The organism is Streptomyces sp. NPDC086787 (genome assembly GCF_044745865.1).
Taxonomy (GTDB): Bacteria; Actinomycetota; Actinomycetes; order Streptomycetales; family Streptomycetaceae; genus Streptomyces.
Genome location: NZ_JBIVBC010000002.1, coordinates 39,229 through 55,252, shown reverse-complemented (window position 1 = coordinate 55,252; position 16,024 = coordinate 39,229). Strand labels below are relative to the sequence as shown.

Annotated in this window: 11 protein-coding genes; 5 read left to right on the top strand and 6 right to left on the bottom strand. The window is 71.3% G+C overall.

Annotated features, from left to right (window positions below; translation table 11 throughout):
- Positions 1-247: 247 nt before the first annotated feature.
- Positions 248-1,003 carry an enoyl-CoA hydratase/isomerase family protein gene (locus ACIPK3_RS06360; protein WP_402566915.1) on the top strand — a complete coding sequence of 252 codons (756 nt, stop codon included), beginning with the start codon at positions 248-250 and terminating at the stop codon, positions 1,001-1,003.
- On the opposite strand, the gene ACIPK3_RS06355 is transcribed toward ACIPK3_RS06360, so the two are convergent.
- On the bottom strand, positions 990-1,625 hold the full coding sequence (locus ACIPK3_RS06355) for a DJ-1/PfpI family protein (protein WP_402566914.1): 636 nt from the start codon (positions 1,623-1,625) through the stop codon (positions 990-992). The genes ACIPK3_RS06360 and ACIPK3_RS06355 overlap by 14 nt on opposite strands.
- Before the next feature lie 205 nt (positions 1,626-1,830).
- On the opposite strand from ACIPK3_RS06355, the gene ACIPK3_RS06350 reads away from it, so the two are divergent.
- Complete coding sequence (locus ACIPK3_RS06350) at positions 1,831-4,290, top strand: Tex family protein (protein WP_402566913.1); 2,460 nt, start codon at positions 1,831-1,833, stop codon at positions 4,288-4,290.
- Between the two features lie 50 nt (positions 4,291-4,340).
- Here the strand turns inward: ACIPK3_RS06350 and ACIPK3_RS06345 are convergent, their stop codons facing one another.
- Positions 4,341-5,981: an ABC-F family ATP-binding cassette domain-containing protein gene (locus ACIPK3_RS06345; protein WP_402566912.1), complete on the bottom strand. Its 1,641-nt coding sequence runs from the start codon at positions 5,979-5,981 to the stop codon at positions 4,341-4,343.
- Between the two features lie 152 nt (positions 5,982-6,133).
- Here ACIPK3_RS06345 and ACIPK3_RS06340 point away from each other — a divergent pair, with 152 nt between their 5' ends.
- Positions 6,134-7,048 (top strand): FAD-dependent oxidoreductase, encoded by a 915-nt coding sequence (locus ACIPK3_RS06340; RefSeq protein WP_402567801.1) that lies wholly within the window; start codon positions 6,134-6,136, stop codon positions 7,046-7,048.
- A gap of 72 nt (positions 7,049-7,120) precedes the next feature.
- Here the strand turns inward: ACIPK3_RS06340 and ACIPK3_RS06335 are convergent, their stop codons facing one another.
- Entirely contained in the window at positions 7,121-9,076 is a 1,956-nt protein-coding gene (locus ACIPK3_RS06335; protein ID WP_402566911.1) for a Xaa-Pro dipeptidyl-peptidase, read from the bottom strand.
- Positions 9,077-9,258: 182 nt separating this feature from the next.
- Here ACIPK3_RS06335 and ACIPK3_RS06330 point away from each other — a divergent pair, with 182 nt between their 5' ends.
- Positions 9,259-10,752 (top strand): M1 family metallopeptidase, encoded by a 1,494-nt coding sequence (locus ACIPK3_RS06330; protein ID WP_402566910.1) that lies wholly within the window; start codon positions 9,259-9,261, stop codon positions 10,750-10,752.
- A 314-nt stretch (positions 10,753-11,066) separates the two neighbouring features.
- On the opposite strand, the gene ACIPK3_RS06325 is transcribed toward ACIPK3_RS06330, so the two are convergent.
- Together ACIPK3_RS06325 and ACIPK3_RS06320 are read right to left on the bottom strand one after the other, a co-directional pair.
- Positions 11,067-11,243 carry a hypothetical protein gene (locus ACIPK3_RS06325; protein ID WP_402566909.1) on the bottom strand — a complete coding sequence of 59 codons (177 nt, stop codon included), beginning with the start codon at positions 11,241-11,243 and terminating at the stop codon, positions 11,067-11,069.
- Positions 11,244-11,285: 42 nt separating this feature from the next.
- Positions 11,286-12,752: an amino acid permease gene (locus ACIPK3_RS06320; RefSeq protein WP_402566908.1), complete on the bottom strand. Its 1,467-nt coding sequence runs from the start codon at positions 12,750-12,752 to the stop codon at positions 11,286-11,288.
- Positions 12,753-13,008: 256 nt separating this feature from the next.
- Between ACIPK3_RS06320 and ACIPK3_RS06315 the strand changes: the two genes are divergently transcribed.
- On the top strand, positions 13,009-13,731 hold the full coding sequence (locus ACIPK3_RS06315) for a MerR family transcriptional regulator (protein WP_402566907.1): 723 nt from the start codon (positions 13,009-13,011) through the stop codon (positions 13,729-13,731).
- Between the two features lie 70 nt (positions 13,732-13,801).
- On the opposite strand, the gene ACIPK3_RS06310 is transcribed toward ACIPK3_RS06315, so the two are convergent.
- Entirely contained in the window at positions 13,802-15,979 is a 2,178-nt protein-coding gene (locus ACIPK3_RS06310; RefSeq protein ID WP_402566906.1) for a 3-hydroxyacyl-CoA dehydrogenase NAD-binding domain-containing protein, read from the bottom strand.
- Positions 15,980-16,024: the final 45 nt, after the last annotated feature.

Here is a 16,024-nt window from a genome sequence, read left to right as displayed (position 1 = left end):
GCTCGATTGTCACCACACGTCGAGTGTTGGTAACGACCCGCCCCCCTCCGGATGTCTGACCATAAGTCAGCAGGTATCGAGCGGATCTGACCGCCTGCGTATGACCTGGCCAGTTATGGGACTGGTCCTGCCCTGGTCGGACCGCCTTCGCGAACTATTCGGGTTGTACGGGTAGGGCGGGATCGAGCGGCAGGGGGCGCGAAGGGGCGGAAGACCGGCTCGTCGGCGGGGCGGATAGCATCCGGGCATGGAGCCCCAGCTGCTGCACTCGGTCACCGACGCGGTCGCCACCGTGGTCGTCCACCACCCGGCCAAGCGCAACGCCATGACGGCCGGGATGTGGCGGGCGCTGCCGCCGCTGCTCGACACCCTGGCCGCCGATCCCGCCGTACGGGCTGTGGTGCTCACCGGCGAGGGCGCGACGTTCTGCGCCGGTGCCGACATCTCGACGCTGCGCGGCTCGCCCGAGGAGGCCCAGCGGCTCGCCGTGGCGGCGGAGGAGGCCCTCGCCGCGTTCCCCAAGCCGACGCTGGCGGCGGTGCGCGGTCACTGCGTGGGTGGCGGGTCGCAGCTCGCGGCCGCCTGCGACCTGCGGTTCGCGGAGGAGGGGGCACTCTTCGGGGTGACCCCGGCGAAGCTCGGCATCGTGTATCCGGCGTCCTCCACCCGCCGGCTGGTGTCGCTGGTGGGTCCGGCCGCCGCCAAGTACCTGCTCTTCTCGGGCGAGCTGATCGACTCGGCGCGGGCGCTGCGCACGGGGCTGGTCGACGAGGTGCTGCCGGAGGGCGAACTCGACAAGCGTGTCGCGGAGTTCACCCGGGTCCTGGTCTCCCGCTCGCAGCTGACGCAGGCCGCGGCGAAGGAGTTCGCGAACGGGCGCGCCGACCGGGACGCGCACTGGACCGAGCAGGCGCGCGGCAGCGGCGACACCGCGGAGGGGGTCGCCGCCTTCCTCGAGCGCAGGCAGCCGCGCTTCACCTGGCGCGTGCCTACGCCGGACTGAACCGGCTGTTCGAACGGAGCTCCTCGACCAGGTGGGCGGGCGCCTTGTGCGGTGACCCGGCGTCGTACGGCGGCTGCGGGTCGTACTCGATCAGCAGCTGTACGGCCCGGGCGTGTTCGTCGCCCGCGATCCGGCCGACCAGGGTGAGCCCCATGTCGATGCCGGCGGAGACGCCCGCGGCGGTGACGTACTTCCCGTCGAGCACCACCCGCTCCCCCGTGGGCTCGGCGCCGTAGTCCTTGAGGAGGTCGAGGGCCAGCCAGTGGCCGGCCGCCCGGCGGCCCGTGAGCAGCCCGGCGGCGGCCAGCAGCAGGGAGCCGGTGCACACGGATGTCGTCCAGGTGCTGGTGGCGTCGGCGGTGCGCAGCCAGTCCAGGAGGATCCCGTTCTCCATCTGCGGGGTCTGCCCGGGGCCGCCCGGCACGAGCACGATGTCCGGGCTCGGCACCTCGGCCAGGGTCCGGTCCGCCGTGAGCGCGAGATACCCGGTGTCGGAGCGGACGGGGCCCGCCCGTTCCGCGACGAAGACGATTTCCGCGTCCGGGAGTCTGCCCAGGCTCTCGTACGGGCCCACGGCGTCGAGTGCGGTGAAGCGGTCGTAGAGCACGACGGCGATCTGCATGGTTCCCCTTCGGTTTCGGCCAGCGTTCTCGGTAGCGGTAGCGGTTCAACTCGATTCTTCGCGGGTGGATCAACGGTCGCAGCGACAGGTTTCCCACCCTTTCCGCCACGCCGGTCCGGCGACGTGCGAGCGCCCTGAGCCCCGGTTGCCGATGCCGCCTGACACAATTGCGGCGCAACCTCAGTGAAGAAGGCGGTACGGGATCGTGACGACACCCGGGTCCATCGAAACAGGGTCCATCGAAGGCAGGATCGCCGAGGAACTCGGCGTACGGGAGCGGCAGGTCAAGGCCGCCGTGGAGCTGCTCGACGGCGGTTCGACGGTTCCCTTCATCGCCCGCTACCGCAAGGAAGCGACCGAGATGCTCGACGACGCGCAGCTGCGCACGCTCGAGGAGCGGCTGCGCTATCTGCGGGAGCTGGAGGAGCGTCGGGCGGCGATCCTGGAGTCGGTGCGCGAGCAGGGCAAGCTCACCGCGGAGCTTGAGGCGCGGATCCGGGGAGCCGAGACCAAGGCGCGCCTGGAGGACATCTACCTCCCCTACAAGCCGAAGCGGCGCACCAAGGCGCAGATCGCACGCGAGGCGGGCCTGGAGCCGCTCGCCGAGGGCCTGCTCGGGGACGCCACCGTCGATCCGCTGGCCGCTGCCGCCGCCTTCGTCGACGCGGACAAGGGCGTCGCCGACCCGCAGACCGCCCTGGACGGCGCGCGGGCGATCCTCACCGAGCGGTTCTCGGAGGACGCCGACCTGATCGGTGAGCTGCGTGAGCGCATGTGGGTGCGCGGGCGGCTGGCCGCGAAGGTCCGGGACGGCAAGGAGGAGGCGGGCGCCAAGTTCGCCGACTACTTCGACTTCGCCGAGCCCTTCACCGAGCTGCCCTCGCACCGGATCCTCGCCATGCTGCGCGGTGAGAAGGAGGAGGTCCTGGACCTCGTCCTGGAACCGGAGGAGCCGGCCGACCCGGCCTCGGTGCCCACGGCGACACCGGTGCCCACGGCATACGAGGGGATCGTCGCCGCGCGGTTCGGCATCGCCGACCGCGGCCGCCCGGCGGACAAGTGGCTCGCCGACACGGTCCGCTGGGCCTGGCGCACCCGCATCCTGGTGCACCTGGGCATCGACCTCCGGCTGCGGCTGCGTACGGCCGCCGAGGACGAGGCGGTCGGTGTCTTCGCCGCGAACCTCCGGGACCTGCTGCTCGCCGCCCCGGCGGGCACCCGCGCGACCCTCGGTCTCGACCCCGGCTTCCGTACGGGTGTGAAGGTGGCCGTGGTCGACGCGACCGGCAAGGTCGTCGCCACCGATGTCATCCACCCGCACGTCCCGGCCAACCGCTGGGACGAGGCCCTGGCGAAACTGGCCCGGATCGCCGAGGAGCACGCGGTCGAGCTGGTCGCGATCGGCAACGGCACGGCCTCCCGGGAGACCGACAAGCTGGCCGGTGAGCTGATCACCAGGCATCCCGAGCTGAAGCTCACCAAGGTGATGGTGTCCGAGGCCGGCGCCTCCGTGTACTCGGCGTCCGCGTTCGCCTCGCAGGAGCTGCCGGACATGGACGTGTCGCTGCGCGGCGCGGTGTCCATCGCGCGCCGGCTCCAGGACCCGCTGGCCGAGCTGGTGAAGATCGACCCGAAGTCGATCGGTGTCGGGCAGTACCAGCACGACCTGTCCGAGGTGAAGCTGTCGCGTTCGCTGGACGCGGTGGTGGAGGACTGTGTGAACGGCGTGGGCGTCGACGTGAACACCGCTTCGGCGCCGCTGCTGGCCCGGGTCTCCGGCATCACCTCGGGCCTCGCGGAGAACATCGTGGCCCACCGGGACGCCAACGGCCCGTTCAGTTCGCGGTCACAGCTGAAGAAGGTGCCGCGGCTTGGCCCGAAGGCGTACGAGCAGTGCGCGGGCTTCCTGCGGATCCGCGGCGGCGACGACCCGCTGGACGCCTCCAGTGTGCACCCCGAGGCGTACCCGGTGGTCCGGCGCATGGTGAAGACCTCCGGTCAGGAGGTGGCCTCCCTCATCGGCAACACGTCGGCGCTGCGTTCGCTGCGGCCGGCCGAGTTCGTGGACGACACGTTCGGTCTGCCGACCGTCACCGACATCCTGCGGGAACTGGAGAAGCCGGGCCGCGACCCGCGTCCCGCCTTCAAGACGGCCACCTTCAAGGAGGGCGTGGAGAAGCTCTCCGACCTCGTCTCCGGGATGGTGCTGGAGGGTGTGGTCACCAACGTGGCCGCCTTCGGGGCGTTCGTGGACATCGGTGTTCACCAGGACGGTCTGGTGCACGTCTCCGCGATGTCGAAGACGTTCGTCAAGGACCCGCGTGACGTGGTGAAGCCCGGTGACATCGTCAAGGTGAAGGTCCTCGACGTGGACATCCCGCGCAAGCGGGTCTCGCTCACACTGCGCCTGGACGACGAGGCCACGCCGCAGGAGCGGCCGCAGCGCGGCGGAGGCGGACGGCCGCCGCAGCAGCGCCAGCAGCAGCGTCAGGGACAGGGCCAGGGCCGGCAGGGGCAGGGTCCGGTCCGGCAGGGTCAGGGTGGACAGGGGCAGGGACGCGGTGGTGACCGCGGCGGACGCCAGGCGCCGCCCCCGGCCAACTCCGCCATGGCGGACGCGCTGCGGCGCGCGGGCCTGCTGGACCAGGGGAACGGCCGCCGCTGACCCTGAACACCTGTGGGGTGCCCCCGGCCGGGGGCACCCCACAGGTGGCCCTAGTGCTCGGTGAGTTTGCCGTCCGCGACCTCCAGGCGGCGGGTCACATGGACCGCGTCCAGCATCCGGCGGTCGTGGGTGACCAGGATCAGCGTGCCCTCGTAGGAGTCGAGGGCCGACTCCAGCTGTTCGATCGCGGGCAGGTCGAGATGGTTGGTCGGCTCGTCCAGGACCAGCAGGTTGACGCCGCGGCCCTGGAGCAGGGCCAGCGCGGCCCGGGTGCGCTCGCCCGGGGAAAGGCCGGCCGCCGGGCGCAGCACATGGTCCGACTTGAGGCCGAACTTGGCGAGCAGTGTGCGCACCTCGACCGGTTCGGTGTCCGGGACCGCGGCGCAGAAGGCGTCCAGCAGCGAGTCGGAGCCGAGGAACAGTCCGCGGGCCTGGTCGACCTCGCCGACCAGGACGCCCGAGCCGAGCGCGGCGTGCCCGGCGTCCAGCGGGACACGGCCGAGCAGCGCGCCGAGCAGGGTCGACTTGCCCGAGCCGTTGGCGCCGGTCACCGCGACCCGGTCCGCCCAGTCGAGCTGGAGCGACACCGGTCCGAGGGTGAAGCCCCCGCGCCGTACCTCGGCGTCCCGCAGTGTCGCGACCACCGCGCCCGAGCGCGGCGCTGCCGCGATCTCCATGCGCAGTTCCCACTCCTTGCGGGGCTCGTCGACGACCTCCAGGCGTTCGATCATGCGCTGGGTCTGCCGGGCCTTGGCGGCCTGCTTCTCGCTGGCCTCGCTGCGGAACTTCCGGCCGATCTTGTCGTTGTCGTTGCCCGCCTTGCGCCGGGCGTTCTTGACGCCCTTGTCCATCCAGGAGCGCTGCGTCAGCGCCCGGTCCTGGAGGGCGGACTTCTTGTCGGCGTACTCCTCGTAGTCCTCCCGGGCGTGCCGGCGGGCCACCTCCCGCTCCTCCAGATAGCCCTCGTAGCCGCCGCCGTAGAGATTGATCTGCCCCTGGGCGAGGTCGAGTTCGAGGACCTTGGTGACGGTGCGGGTGAGGAACTCGCGGTCGTGGCTGACGACGACCGTGCCCGCCCGAAGTCCGGTGACGAACCGCTCGAGCCGCTCCAGTCCGTCCAGGTCGAGGTCGTTGGTGGGCTCGTCCAGGAGGAAGACGTCGTAGCGCGAGAGCAGCAGCGAGGCGAGTCCGGCGCGGGCCGCCTGGCCGCCGGAGAGGGAGGTCATCGGTTGGTCAAGGCCGACGGCCAGACCGAGCGAGGCGGCGACCTCCTCCGCCCGCTCGTCCAGGTCGGCGCCGCCCAGGGCGAGCCAGCGCTCCAGGCTCGTGGAGTAGGCGTCGTCGGCGCCGGGCGCGCCGTCGACCAGCGCCTGCGTCGCCCCGTCCATGACGTGCTGTGCCTCGGCGACCCCGGTACGGCGGGCCAGGAACTCCCGCACGCTCTCGCCGGGCCGCCGCTCGGGCTCCTGGGGCAGATGGCCGACGGTCGCGGACGGCGGGGACAGCCGCAGTTCGCCCTGCTCGGGCGTGAGCAGCCCGGCGAGCATCCTGAGCAGCGTGGACTTGCCCGCGCCGTTGGCGCCGACCAGCCCGATCACGTCCCCGGGGGCCACGACGAGGTCGAGCCCGGAGAAGAGCGAGCGGTCACCGTGTCCGGCGGCGAGGTTCTTGGCGACGAGGGTGGCAGTCATCAGGGAGCCGATCCTAATGCGCGCCGGAATGGACGCCGAGGTCCAGGTCACCGTCCCGCCCGACGGCGGGGTACCCGCACTCGGAGCAGCCGTGGATGTGGCATGACACATTCCGCTGGCGTCGTGGTGTGGCGCATGAGTGGGACGACGCAGTGATCGTGGTCGGCGCCGGGATCATCGGGCTGACCACGGCCGTGGTGCTGGCGGAGCGGGGCGTGCGGGTGCGGGTGTGGGCGCGGGAGCCCGCCGAGGACACCACCTCGGCGGTGGCCGGTGCGCTGTGGTGGCCGTACCGCATCGAGCCGCAGCCGCTCGTCGGTGCCTGGGCGCTGGAGTCCCTCGGTGTGTACGAGGAGCTGGCGGCGCGTCCGGCGGAGACCGGGGTACGCCTGCGCGACGGGGTACTCCGGGGGACACGGCTGGACGGGCTCGACGCGTGGGCGGCCCGCGTGCCGGGGCTGCGGCAGGGCGACGAAGGGCTGCTGGCGCGGCTGCCGTTGATCGACATGCCGGTTCATCTGGCTTGGCTGCGGGCGCGGTTGCTGGCCGCGGGCGTGGTGGTCGAGGAGCGGACGGTGACGGACCTGTCCGGGGTACCTGCGCCGGTCGTGGTGAACTGCGCCGGGCTGGGGGCCCGCGAGCTGGTGCCGGACCCGGCCGTGCGGCCCGTGCGCGGCCAGTTGGTCGTGGTGGAGAACCCGGGGGTGACGTCGTGGTTCGTGTCGGCCGATCACTCCTCGGGCACCTCCGCCTACTTCTTTCCGCAGCCGGGCGGACTGATCCTGGGCGGTACGGCGGAGGACGACGCCTGGTCCCTGACGCCGGATCCCGCGGTGGCCGAGGGGATCGTGGCCCGCTGCGCTGCCGTCCGGCCGGAGATCGCCGACGCGCGGGTCCTCGCCCACCGGGTGGGTCTGCGCCCGGCACGACACGCCGTACGCCTGGAGCGCCACCGCCTGCCGGACGGCCGGCTCCTGGTGCACAACTACGGCCACGGCGGAGCCGGGGTGACGGTGGCCTGGGGCTGCGCCCGGGAGGCCGCGGGGCTGGTCCGTCCGGCGGGGTGAGCGCGGGGCGTGCGACGAGCGGGGCGTAGGAGCAGGGCGGCCGGCCGGTGTGGTCGGCCGCCCCAGGTCCTGTCAGGCGGCGGGGAGCCGCGGTGTGTGGTGGGTCCGCGCGACGCCCTTCAGGGGTGTGGCCGCGGGTGCGGCCGGGGTGCCCGCGGTGGCGCGGGCGAACTCCCGTGCTCCGCCGGTGAGCGGGAGGCTCGCCGTGGTGCGGGACAGGTCCACGGTGAGCGTCGGGGTGCTCGACGGCGGGTCGATGAGGTCGCGGTCGGTGCCCGCGAGGATCAGGGCCAGGCGGTGCCCTCTGGGGACGACGTGGTCGGTGGCCGCCAGGTCGAGCGTGATGGAGTAGGCCCTGCCCGGTGTGAGCGGGACGCCGTGGCGTGCCGAGGCGTAGTGGCCGAGGTCGGCCCAGCCGCGGCTGAACACCGTGTAGTCGACGGCCTTCGTCGCCGCCCGCGTGTTCTTGAAGCAGGCGCTGTCCCCGGCCGTGCTCTCGCCCCAGCAGGTGCGGTCGTTGAGCGTGGTGATGCCCTCGTCGTCGGCGGCGTAGTCCCGGATGGTGTCCGGGCCGAGGTCGACGAGGACCGCGGAGAGGTGGGCGCTGGTGGTGGTCGGGGTGACGGTCGTCGTGACCGTGGAGGAGCCGGACAGGCGCAGGTCACGGGTGAGCGGCCGGGTGACGAAGCCTGCCTTCTCGGGTGTGGCGGAGCCGATCCGGGCGGCCCAGTCGGTCTCGCTCAGCGCCGGGTCGTCCGTGAAGGTCTCGGTGCCGCCGGCCGGCCGCAGGCCCAGGGTGCCGACGCCCGACCCGGCTCCGGTGGCCGGGTGCAGCGTGGTGGAGCGGGTGGCGCTCGGCGGCCACACCTTGGAGGTGACCCACTGGTCGGGGTGGCGTTCGATGTCGGCCATCGGCTCGCGGTCCACCCCGTTGTCGTAGCCGAGGAGTTCGTGGTCGAACCAGCGGTGCAGGGTGTCGACCCAGGTGGCGCGCCGGAAGTCGAAGGGGTCGACGTGGCCGGTCTGGGAGAGCCAGATCTTGCGCTCGACGCCGTTCCTGGCGAGCGCGTCCCACCACTGGCCGAAGTGCTTGGTGCGCACGTTGAGGTCCTGCGTGCCGTGCACCAGGAAGACACTGGCCTTCACCCGGGAGGCGTCCTTGACGTAGTCGCGTTCGCTCCACAGGCCGGTCCAGTCGCCGGTGCGCGGTGCCCCGTCGACTAGCTTCCGCTGGACGGCGGCGCACCGGGCACGGGCGCCGTCGCTCTCGACGGCGTCGGACAGCCAGTCGGGGCCGGAGTCGTAGAGCGGGGCGCCCTTCGCGAAGTAGTAGTCGTACCAGGAGGAGATGGCGCTGATGGGGACGATGGTCTTCAGGCCCCTGACGCCGGTGGCGGCGACGCCGTTGGCGATGGTGCCGTCCCAGCTCTTGCCGATCATGCCGGTCCTGCCGTTGGTCCACCCGGCCTTGACCGTGGTGGTGCCGGTGCGGCTGGTGTAGGCCCTGGCGCGGCCGTTCAGCCAGTCGATCACGGCTTTCGCGGACTGGATGTCGGAGCGGCCGCCGATGTCGACACAGCCGTCGGAGCGGTTGGTTCCGGCGAGGTCGACGCCGACGAACGCGTAGCCGCGGGGCACGAAGTAGTTGTCGTAGAACAGCGGCATCTGGACGACGTCGCCGTTCGCGTCGTAGGTCTTCAGCTGGCTCTCGTTGCCGCGCCCGCAGCAGGAGTAGTAGGGGCTGGCGTCCATGATGACCGGGACCTTGCGGCCCTGCCGGGCGGGTTCGGCGGGGCGGACGATGTCGGCGGCGACCCGGTCGGTCTTCCCGTCGCCGTCGCCGTCGAGGCCGGTGTCCACCCAGACGGCCTCGCGGACGGCGTCGGCGTAGGAGTAGACGGGCCGGCTTTCGCGTGGGGCGCCGGGGGCGGCCTGGGCCGCCGTGGGGGCGAGGAACGCGGCCAGGAGGGCCGCGACGGCGAGTGCCGTGAGCGTTCTCCAGCTCGCGAAGCGCGTGCGTTTCGGCATGCGCGGACGGTACCCCGGTCAACTCATGTACAGAAGAGGGCAGCTGACGGCGTGTTGAGTCAGGAGGGAATCATGTCGGCCGGATGGCGATCGTGTGACACGAGGTGCTGTGGACAGGCCCGGGGGCACAGCGACTGAATAGCCTTCGAACAGACTTCGTGGCCCTACGACTTGGAGTTCTCGTGCACCGCAGAATCTTCGCACCGGGCGCACTCGCGGCGGCTTCCCTTCTGTTGGCGGTCCCGGCATCGGCCGCGGGCGTCACGGCCGGAGCACCGGGCATCGGCGATCCCTACTACCCGTCGTACGGCAACGGCGGATACGACGTGTCCCACTACGACCTGCGGCTCACCTACCAGCCGAAGACGGACGAGCTGGAGGGTACGGCGACGATCGAGGCGCGGACCACCCAGGACCTGTCGAGCTTCGACCTGGACTTCCTGCTGGACGTGAGCGAGGTGCGGGTCAACGGCGCCAGGGCGGGTTTCACCACGTCGGACCAGCACGAGCTGGTGATCACCCCGAAGACCCCGCTGGCGAAGGGCGCGCCGGTGACCGTGGTGGTCCGCTACCGCGCAGTGCCCTCGACGAAGAGCGCCTACGGCTTCACCACCTGGCACCGCACCCCGGACGGGGCCGTCGCGGCCGACGAGCCCGAGGCGGCCTGGTGGTGGTTCCCGAGCAACGACCATCCGCTGGACAAGGCCACCTACGACGTGTCGGTGGCGGTCCCGGACGGCACCCAGGTCATCTCCAACGGCACGCTCCAGTCGGCCGCCTCCAAGCTCGGCTGGACCCGCTACAACTGGCGCCAGAACAAACCGCAGGCGACCTATCTGGCCACCCTGGCGATCGGCCGGTTCGACATCACGACCGGCACCTCGGAGGGCGGTGTGCCGATCGTCAACGCGTACAGCAAGGACCTCGGGGACAACGACGGGGCGGCGCGGGCGAGCGTGGAGCGGACCGGAGAACTGGTGGACTGGCTGAGCGGCTACTTCGGGCCGTACCCGTTCAGCTCGGCCGGTGGCTATGTCCCCAACACCACCACGGGCTTCGCGCTGGAGACGCAGACCCGCGTCTACTACAGCCCCCGGCAGTTCGCGAGCGGCTCCAACACCTCGGTGGTCGTGCACGAGCTGGCCCACCAGTGGTACGGCGACGCGGTGTCGCTCAAGGGCTGGAAGGACATCTGGATCAACGAGGGCTTCGCGCGGTACGCGCAGTGGCTCTGGTCGGAGCACGAGGGCGAGGGCACCACGCAGGCACTCGCCGACTACGTGTACGGCTCCCACCCCGCCGACGACGCCTTCTGGACGGTGAAGCCGGGTGACCCGAGCCCGGACGACCAGTTCGACGCCGCCGTCTACGACCGGGGGGCGCTGGCCATCCAGGCGCTGCGCAACGAGATCGGCGACGACGCGTTCTTCGCCATTCTGAAGGGCTGGCCCAAGGAGCACGCGTACGGCAACGCCTCGGTGGCCGACTTCCGGAGGTATGCCGAGCAGGTGTCCGGCAAGCCGCTGTCCGCCCTGTTCGACACCTGGCTGTTCCAGCCGTCGAAGCCGACGGCGTCCGCGGCACGCACGGCGTCCCTCGCACCGAGGGCGAAGGCTTCCGTACAGCCGAAGTCGTGGCGGAAGGTCGAGGCGACGAACGACGTGCACGGGGGCTGAGCCCTCCCGGGAGGGCGGGAGCCGGGCGGATGTCCCGGCTTCCGCCCCTCGCGGCGTCCGGCCCACCAGCCGTTCGCCGGTCAGCGGCCCGGTGGCGTCGCGGTGCCGGCACCGGGGAGGGCCGTCGCGGTCGTCACGCCGTAACGCGTCGGGGCGCTGACACCGGCCCGCTTGAAGGCGACCTGGCGTTCGGCGCACTTGTCGCACACTCAGCAGTGGACGAGGCCATGGGCATCGGAGGTGGGAGCCATGCAGGTGAGGGTGAGATCCAGCGGAAGGTCCCGGAACTCCGCGACGACCTCCGCCTTCGTCCGCTAGCGGTACGGCGTGAGGATCTCGATGCGGTGCGGTGCCAGACCGGCGCCGAGGCACCGTGCGTAGTCCCGGAGGAACTCGGGCGCGGCATCGGGGAAGGGGTTCGCGAGTCGCGGCCGGGGTCGTCGCGCCGCCCAACGGCGCGGTGGCGCCACCCCGGACGTGATCTCCGGCATGACGCCACCGTGGGCGTTGCCACTGACAGTGGCTGTGACCTGCTACTTCGTGAGTTCGCCCAGCTCCTGGTCGGCCGTCTGGGAGACCCGGCGGCGTACGCCGAACCAGCCGGCGACCAGCAGTGCGGCGATGACCGGGATGAGCAGGAGGGTCTTGCGGCCGACCTCGGGGTCCTTCCACATCATGCCGAGGCAGACCAGCAGGAAGACGACGGTGGCGATCTCGGTGACGGGGCTGCCCTTGAGCTGGAAGTGCGGCCGGGTGACCAGGCCCTCGCGGGCCCGCCGGACGAAGACCAGGTGACAGACCATGATGATCACCCAGGTGCTGATGATGCCGAGGGAGGCGACGTTCAGCACGATCTCGAAGGCCTGGCTGGGCACGAGGTAGTTCAGGCCGACACCGAGGACGCACACCGCGCAGGTGAGCAGGATGCCGCCGTAGGGCACCTGGCTGCGGTTCATACGGGCGGTGAACTTCGGCGCGGAGCCCGCCATGGCCATGGAGCGCAGGATGCGGCCGGTGGAGTACAGGCCGGAGTTCAGCGACGACATGGCGGCGGTCAGGACGACCAGGTTCATCACGTCACCGGCACCGGAGACGCCGATCTTCGAGAGCACCGTCACGAAGGGGCTCTGGTCGGCGGAGTACACCGAGCCCGGCAGCAGCAGGGCCAGCAGTACGACGGAGCCGACGTAGAACAGGCCCACCCGCCACATGATCGAGTTCACCGCGCGCGGGACGACCTTCTCCGGCTCGGCGGTCTCGCCGGCCGCGACGCCGACCAGTTCGAGCGCGGCGTACGCGAAGATCACGCCCTGCATGACCAGGACGACCGGCATCATGCCGTGCGGCAGGAATCCGCCGTTGTCGGTGACGGCGCTCAGGCCCGGGGTCTCGCCGCCGACCTTGTGCTGGGTGGCGAGCAGGAAGATGCCGATGAGCATGAAGCCGACCAGGGTCGCGACCTTGATGATCGCGAACCAGAACTCCATCTCGCCGAAGATCTTCACCGAGATCAGGTTCACGGCCAGGACCACCGCGAGGGCGGCCAGGGCGAGCACCCACTGCGGGATGCTGGTGAACATGCTCCAGTAGTGCGTGTAGAGCGCGATGGCGGTGATGTCGGCGATGCCGGTGGTCGACCAGTTCAGGAAGTACATCCAGCCGGCGACGTAGGCGCCCTTCTCGCCGAGGAACTCACGCGCGTACGACACGAAGGAGCCGGAGGACGGGCGGTAGAGGACCAGCTCGCCCAGGGCGCGTACGACGAAGAAGGCGAAGACGCCGCAGACCAGGTAGGCCAGGGCGAGCGCTGGTCCCGCGTTGTGCAGTCGGCCGCCCGCGCCGAGGAAGAGTCCGGTGCCGATGGCGCCGCCGATGGCGATCATGTTGACGTGGCGGGCCTTGAGGTCCTTGCTGTATCCGGCGTCGCCCGCGTCCGCGGGTGTCCCGGTCGCCCGAGTGTGCGCGGCGACCTGTGCCGATTCCACGGCGTCCTTGCTCACGGGTGGTACCACTCTCTGGTGCGCACCGGGCGTCGTGGGCCCGGGTGTCCGTACAGTGCCAGGCCCGCACCACCCTTGTGTCGCGGCACAGACCAAGGCAGCACCTTCCCAGAGGTCGCGCCGGTACGCGGTGGCTCACATCACAGAGCGGCGCTTTTCACACAGGTAATCCACCATTCATATTCTGTTCACTCACGCGTGGGCGCGTCTCGCTCATGTGTGGGCGCGGCATGGTGTGACAGCGATACTGTTAAACATGACGACCGACACCGGAGAGCCGACCCTCACCGTCGACGAACTGGCCGCACGGTCCGGCCTCACGGTCCGGACCATCCGCTTCTACAGCAGCAAGGGCCTGCTGCCGCCACCGGTGATCGGTCCGCGTCGGGTGGGGCACTACGGGCGCGAGCATCTGGCGCGGCTGGCACTCATCGAGGAACTCCAGCGGCAGGGGATGACGCTGGCCGGCATCGAGCGCTATGTGCGGCAGCTGCCGCCGGGCCTGAGCGCGCGCGAACTCGCCGTGCACCGGGCGGTCGTGTCCTCCTGGGCCCCGGAGGCGGTGGAGACGCTGTCCGACGAGGAGCTGCGGCGGCGCGCCGGACGGTCGCTGGACGAGGACGACCTGGAGCGGCTCGCAGCGATGGGGGTCCTGGCCCGGGACGGTGACGGCCACCGGGTCGACCTCGGGCTGCTGCGGCTCGGCGTGGAACTGCTGGACGTGCCCCTTTCCCAGGAGGCCATCGTCACGGCCCGCACCGTCCTGCTGGAGCACTCCCGCGCGGCCGCCCAGGAGCTGTCGGGGCTGCTGCGCGGCGAGGTGGCCGAGCGGGACGCGGCCGACGTGCGGTCGCTGTCGGCCCATATGCGTCCGCTGGTGGTCCAGGCCCTGCTGACGGCCTTCCAGCGGTCGCTGCGGGAGGAGCTGGGCACATGGCTGGGCCCGGCAGGGGCGGATGCCTCCGCCGCCGAGAGCTGACTCGACGCCACGGGGGCGGGGCACCTCCGGGTGCCGAACCCCGGAAGCGCCCCGCCCCGTGACCGTCGGCTCAGCGGCCGTCCGTGAAGGTCTCACCCTTCTCCGCCTTCGCCACGAGCAGCGCGGGCGGCGTGAACCGGTCGCCGTACCGCTCGGCGAGTTCGCGCGAGCGGGCGACGAACCCGGGCAGGCCGCCGTCGTAACCGTTGATGTACTGGAGGATGCCGCCGGTCCAGCCCGGGAAGCCGATGCCGAGGATGGAGCCGATGTTGGCGTCCGCCACGGACGTCAGCACGCCCTCTTCGAGGAGCCTGACGGTGTCGAGCGCCTCCGAGAAGAGCATGCGCTCCTTCAGGTCCTCGAACGGGACCTCGTACCCGGGCTTGGTGAAGTGCTCCCGCAGGCCCGGCCACAGCCCGGCACGCTTGCCGTCCTCGCCGTACTCGTAGAAGCCCGCACCGCCGCTGCGCCCGGGGCGGCCGAACTCGTCGACCATGCGGTCGATGACGGCCTCGGCGGGGTGCCCCTGCCAGGTGCCGCCCGCCTCCTCGACGGCCTTCTTCGACTCGTTGCGGATCTTGCGCGGGAGGGTGAGGGTCAGCTCGTCCATCAGGGAGAGCACCTTGGCCGGGTAGCCGGCCTGGGCGGCCGCCTGCTCGATGGAGGCGGGCTCGATGCCCTCGCCGATCATCGCGACACCCTCGTTGATGAAGTGCCCGATCACCCGCGAGGTGAAGAAGCCGCGCGAGTCGTTGACCACGATCGGGGTCTTGTTGATCTGCCGGACCAGGTCGAAGGCACGGGCGAGTGCCTCGTCCCCGGTGCGCTCGCCCTTGATGATCTCCACCAGCGGCATCTTGTCGACGGGCGAGAAGAAGTGCAGGCCGATGAAGTCGTCCTGGCGCTGCACTCCTTCGGCGAGGGCGGTGATGGGGAGGGTGGACGTGTTGGAGCAGAGCAGCGCGTCGGGCTCGACGACGGCCTCGATCTCCTGGAACACCTTGTGCTTGAGCGACGTGTCCTCGAAGACCGCCTCGATGACCGCGTCGCAGCCCGAGAGGTCGGCCGCGTCGCCGGTGGGCGTGATGCGGGCGAGCAGCGCGTCCGCCTTCTCCTGGCTGGTGCGGCCCCTGGCGACGGCCTTGGCGCACAGCTTCTCGGAGTAGGCCTTGCCCTTCGCGGCCGCCTCGGCCGACACGTCCTTGAGGACGACGTCGATGCCCGCGCGGGCGCACGAGTAGGCGATACCCGCGCCCATCATGCCGGCGCCGAGCACGGCGACCTTGGTGACCTTGCGGGGCTCGATTCCCTTGGGCCGGTTGGCGCCGGAGTTGACGGCCTGGAGGTCGAAGAAGAACGCCTGGATCATGTTCTTCGAGGTCTGCCCCGCGGCCAGCTCCACGAAGTAGCGGGCCTCGATGACCTGGGCGGTCTCGAAGTCGACCTGGGCGCCCTCGACGGCGGCCGCGAGGATGTTGCGCGGGGCCGGGTAGGGGGCGCCGTTGGTCTGCTTGCGCAGGCTCGCCGGGAAGGCGGGCAGGTTGGCGGCGAACTTCGGGTTCGAGGGCGTGCCGCCCGGGATCCGGTAGCCCGGCTTGTCCCAGGGCTGCTGGGACTCGGGGTTGGCGTCGATGAAGGCGCGGGCCTTGGCGAGCAGTTCCTCGGGCGTGGCCGCGACCTCGTGGACGAGGCCGTTCTCCTGGGCGCGCCGCGCGTTGTACTGGGTGCCCTGGAGGAGCACCTTCAGGAGGGCGTCGGTGATGCCCAGCAGTCGTACGGTGCGGACGACTCCGCCGCCGCCGGGGAGCAGGCCGAGGGTGACCTCGGGGCAGCCGATCTTGGTGCCGGAGGTGTCGAGGGCGACCCGGTGGTGGCAGGCGAGCGTGAGTTCGAAGCCGCCGCCGAGGGCCGCGCCGTTGATGGCCGCGACGACCGGCTTGCCGAGGGTCTCGATGCGGCGCAGGTTCCGCTTGATGGCGAGGCCGCCGTCGAACAGGTCCTGGGCGGTCTCGGGGGTGACCCGGATGAGGTCGCGCAGGTCGCCGCCGGCGAAGAAGGTCTTCTTGGCGGAGGTGAAGATGACGCCTCGGATCGAGTCCTTCTCGGCTTCGAGCCGGTCGGCGATGGCGGCGAGGGACTCGCGGAACGCCGCGTTCATGGTGTTCGCGGACTGGTTCGGGTCGTCCAGGACGAGGGTGACGACACCGGTGTCGTCCTGTTCCCAGCGGATGGTGGTGCTCTCGGTCATGTCAGGGGTCTCCGTTGAGGTCTGAAGTCGCTGCTGCCGCTGGGA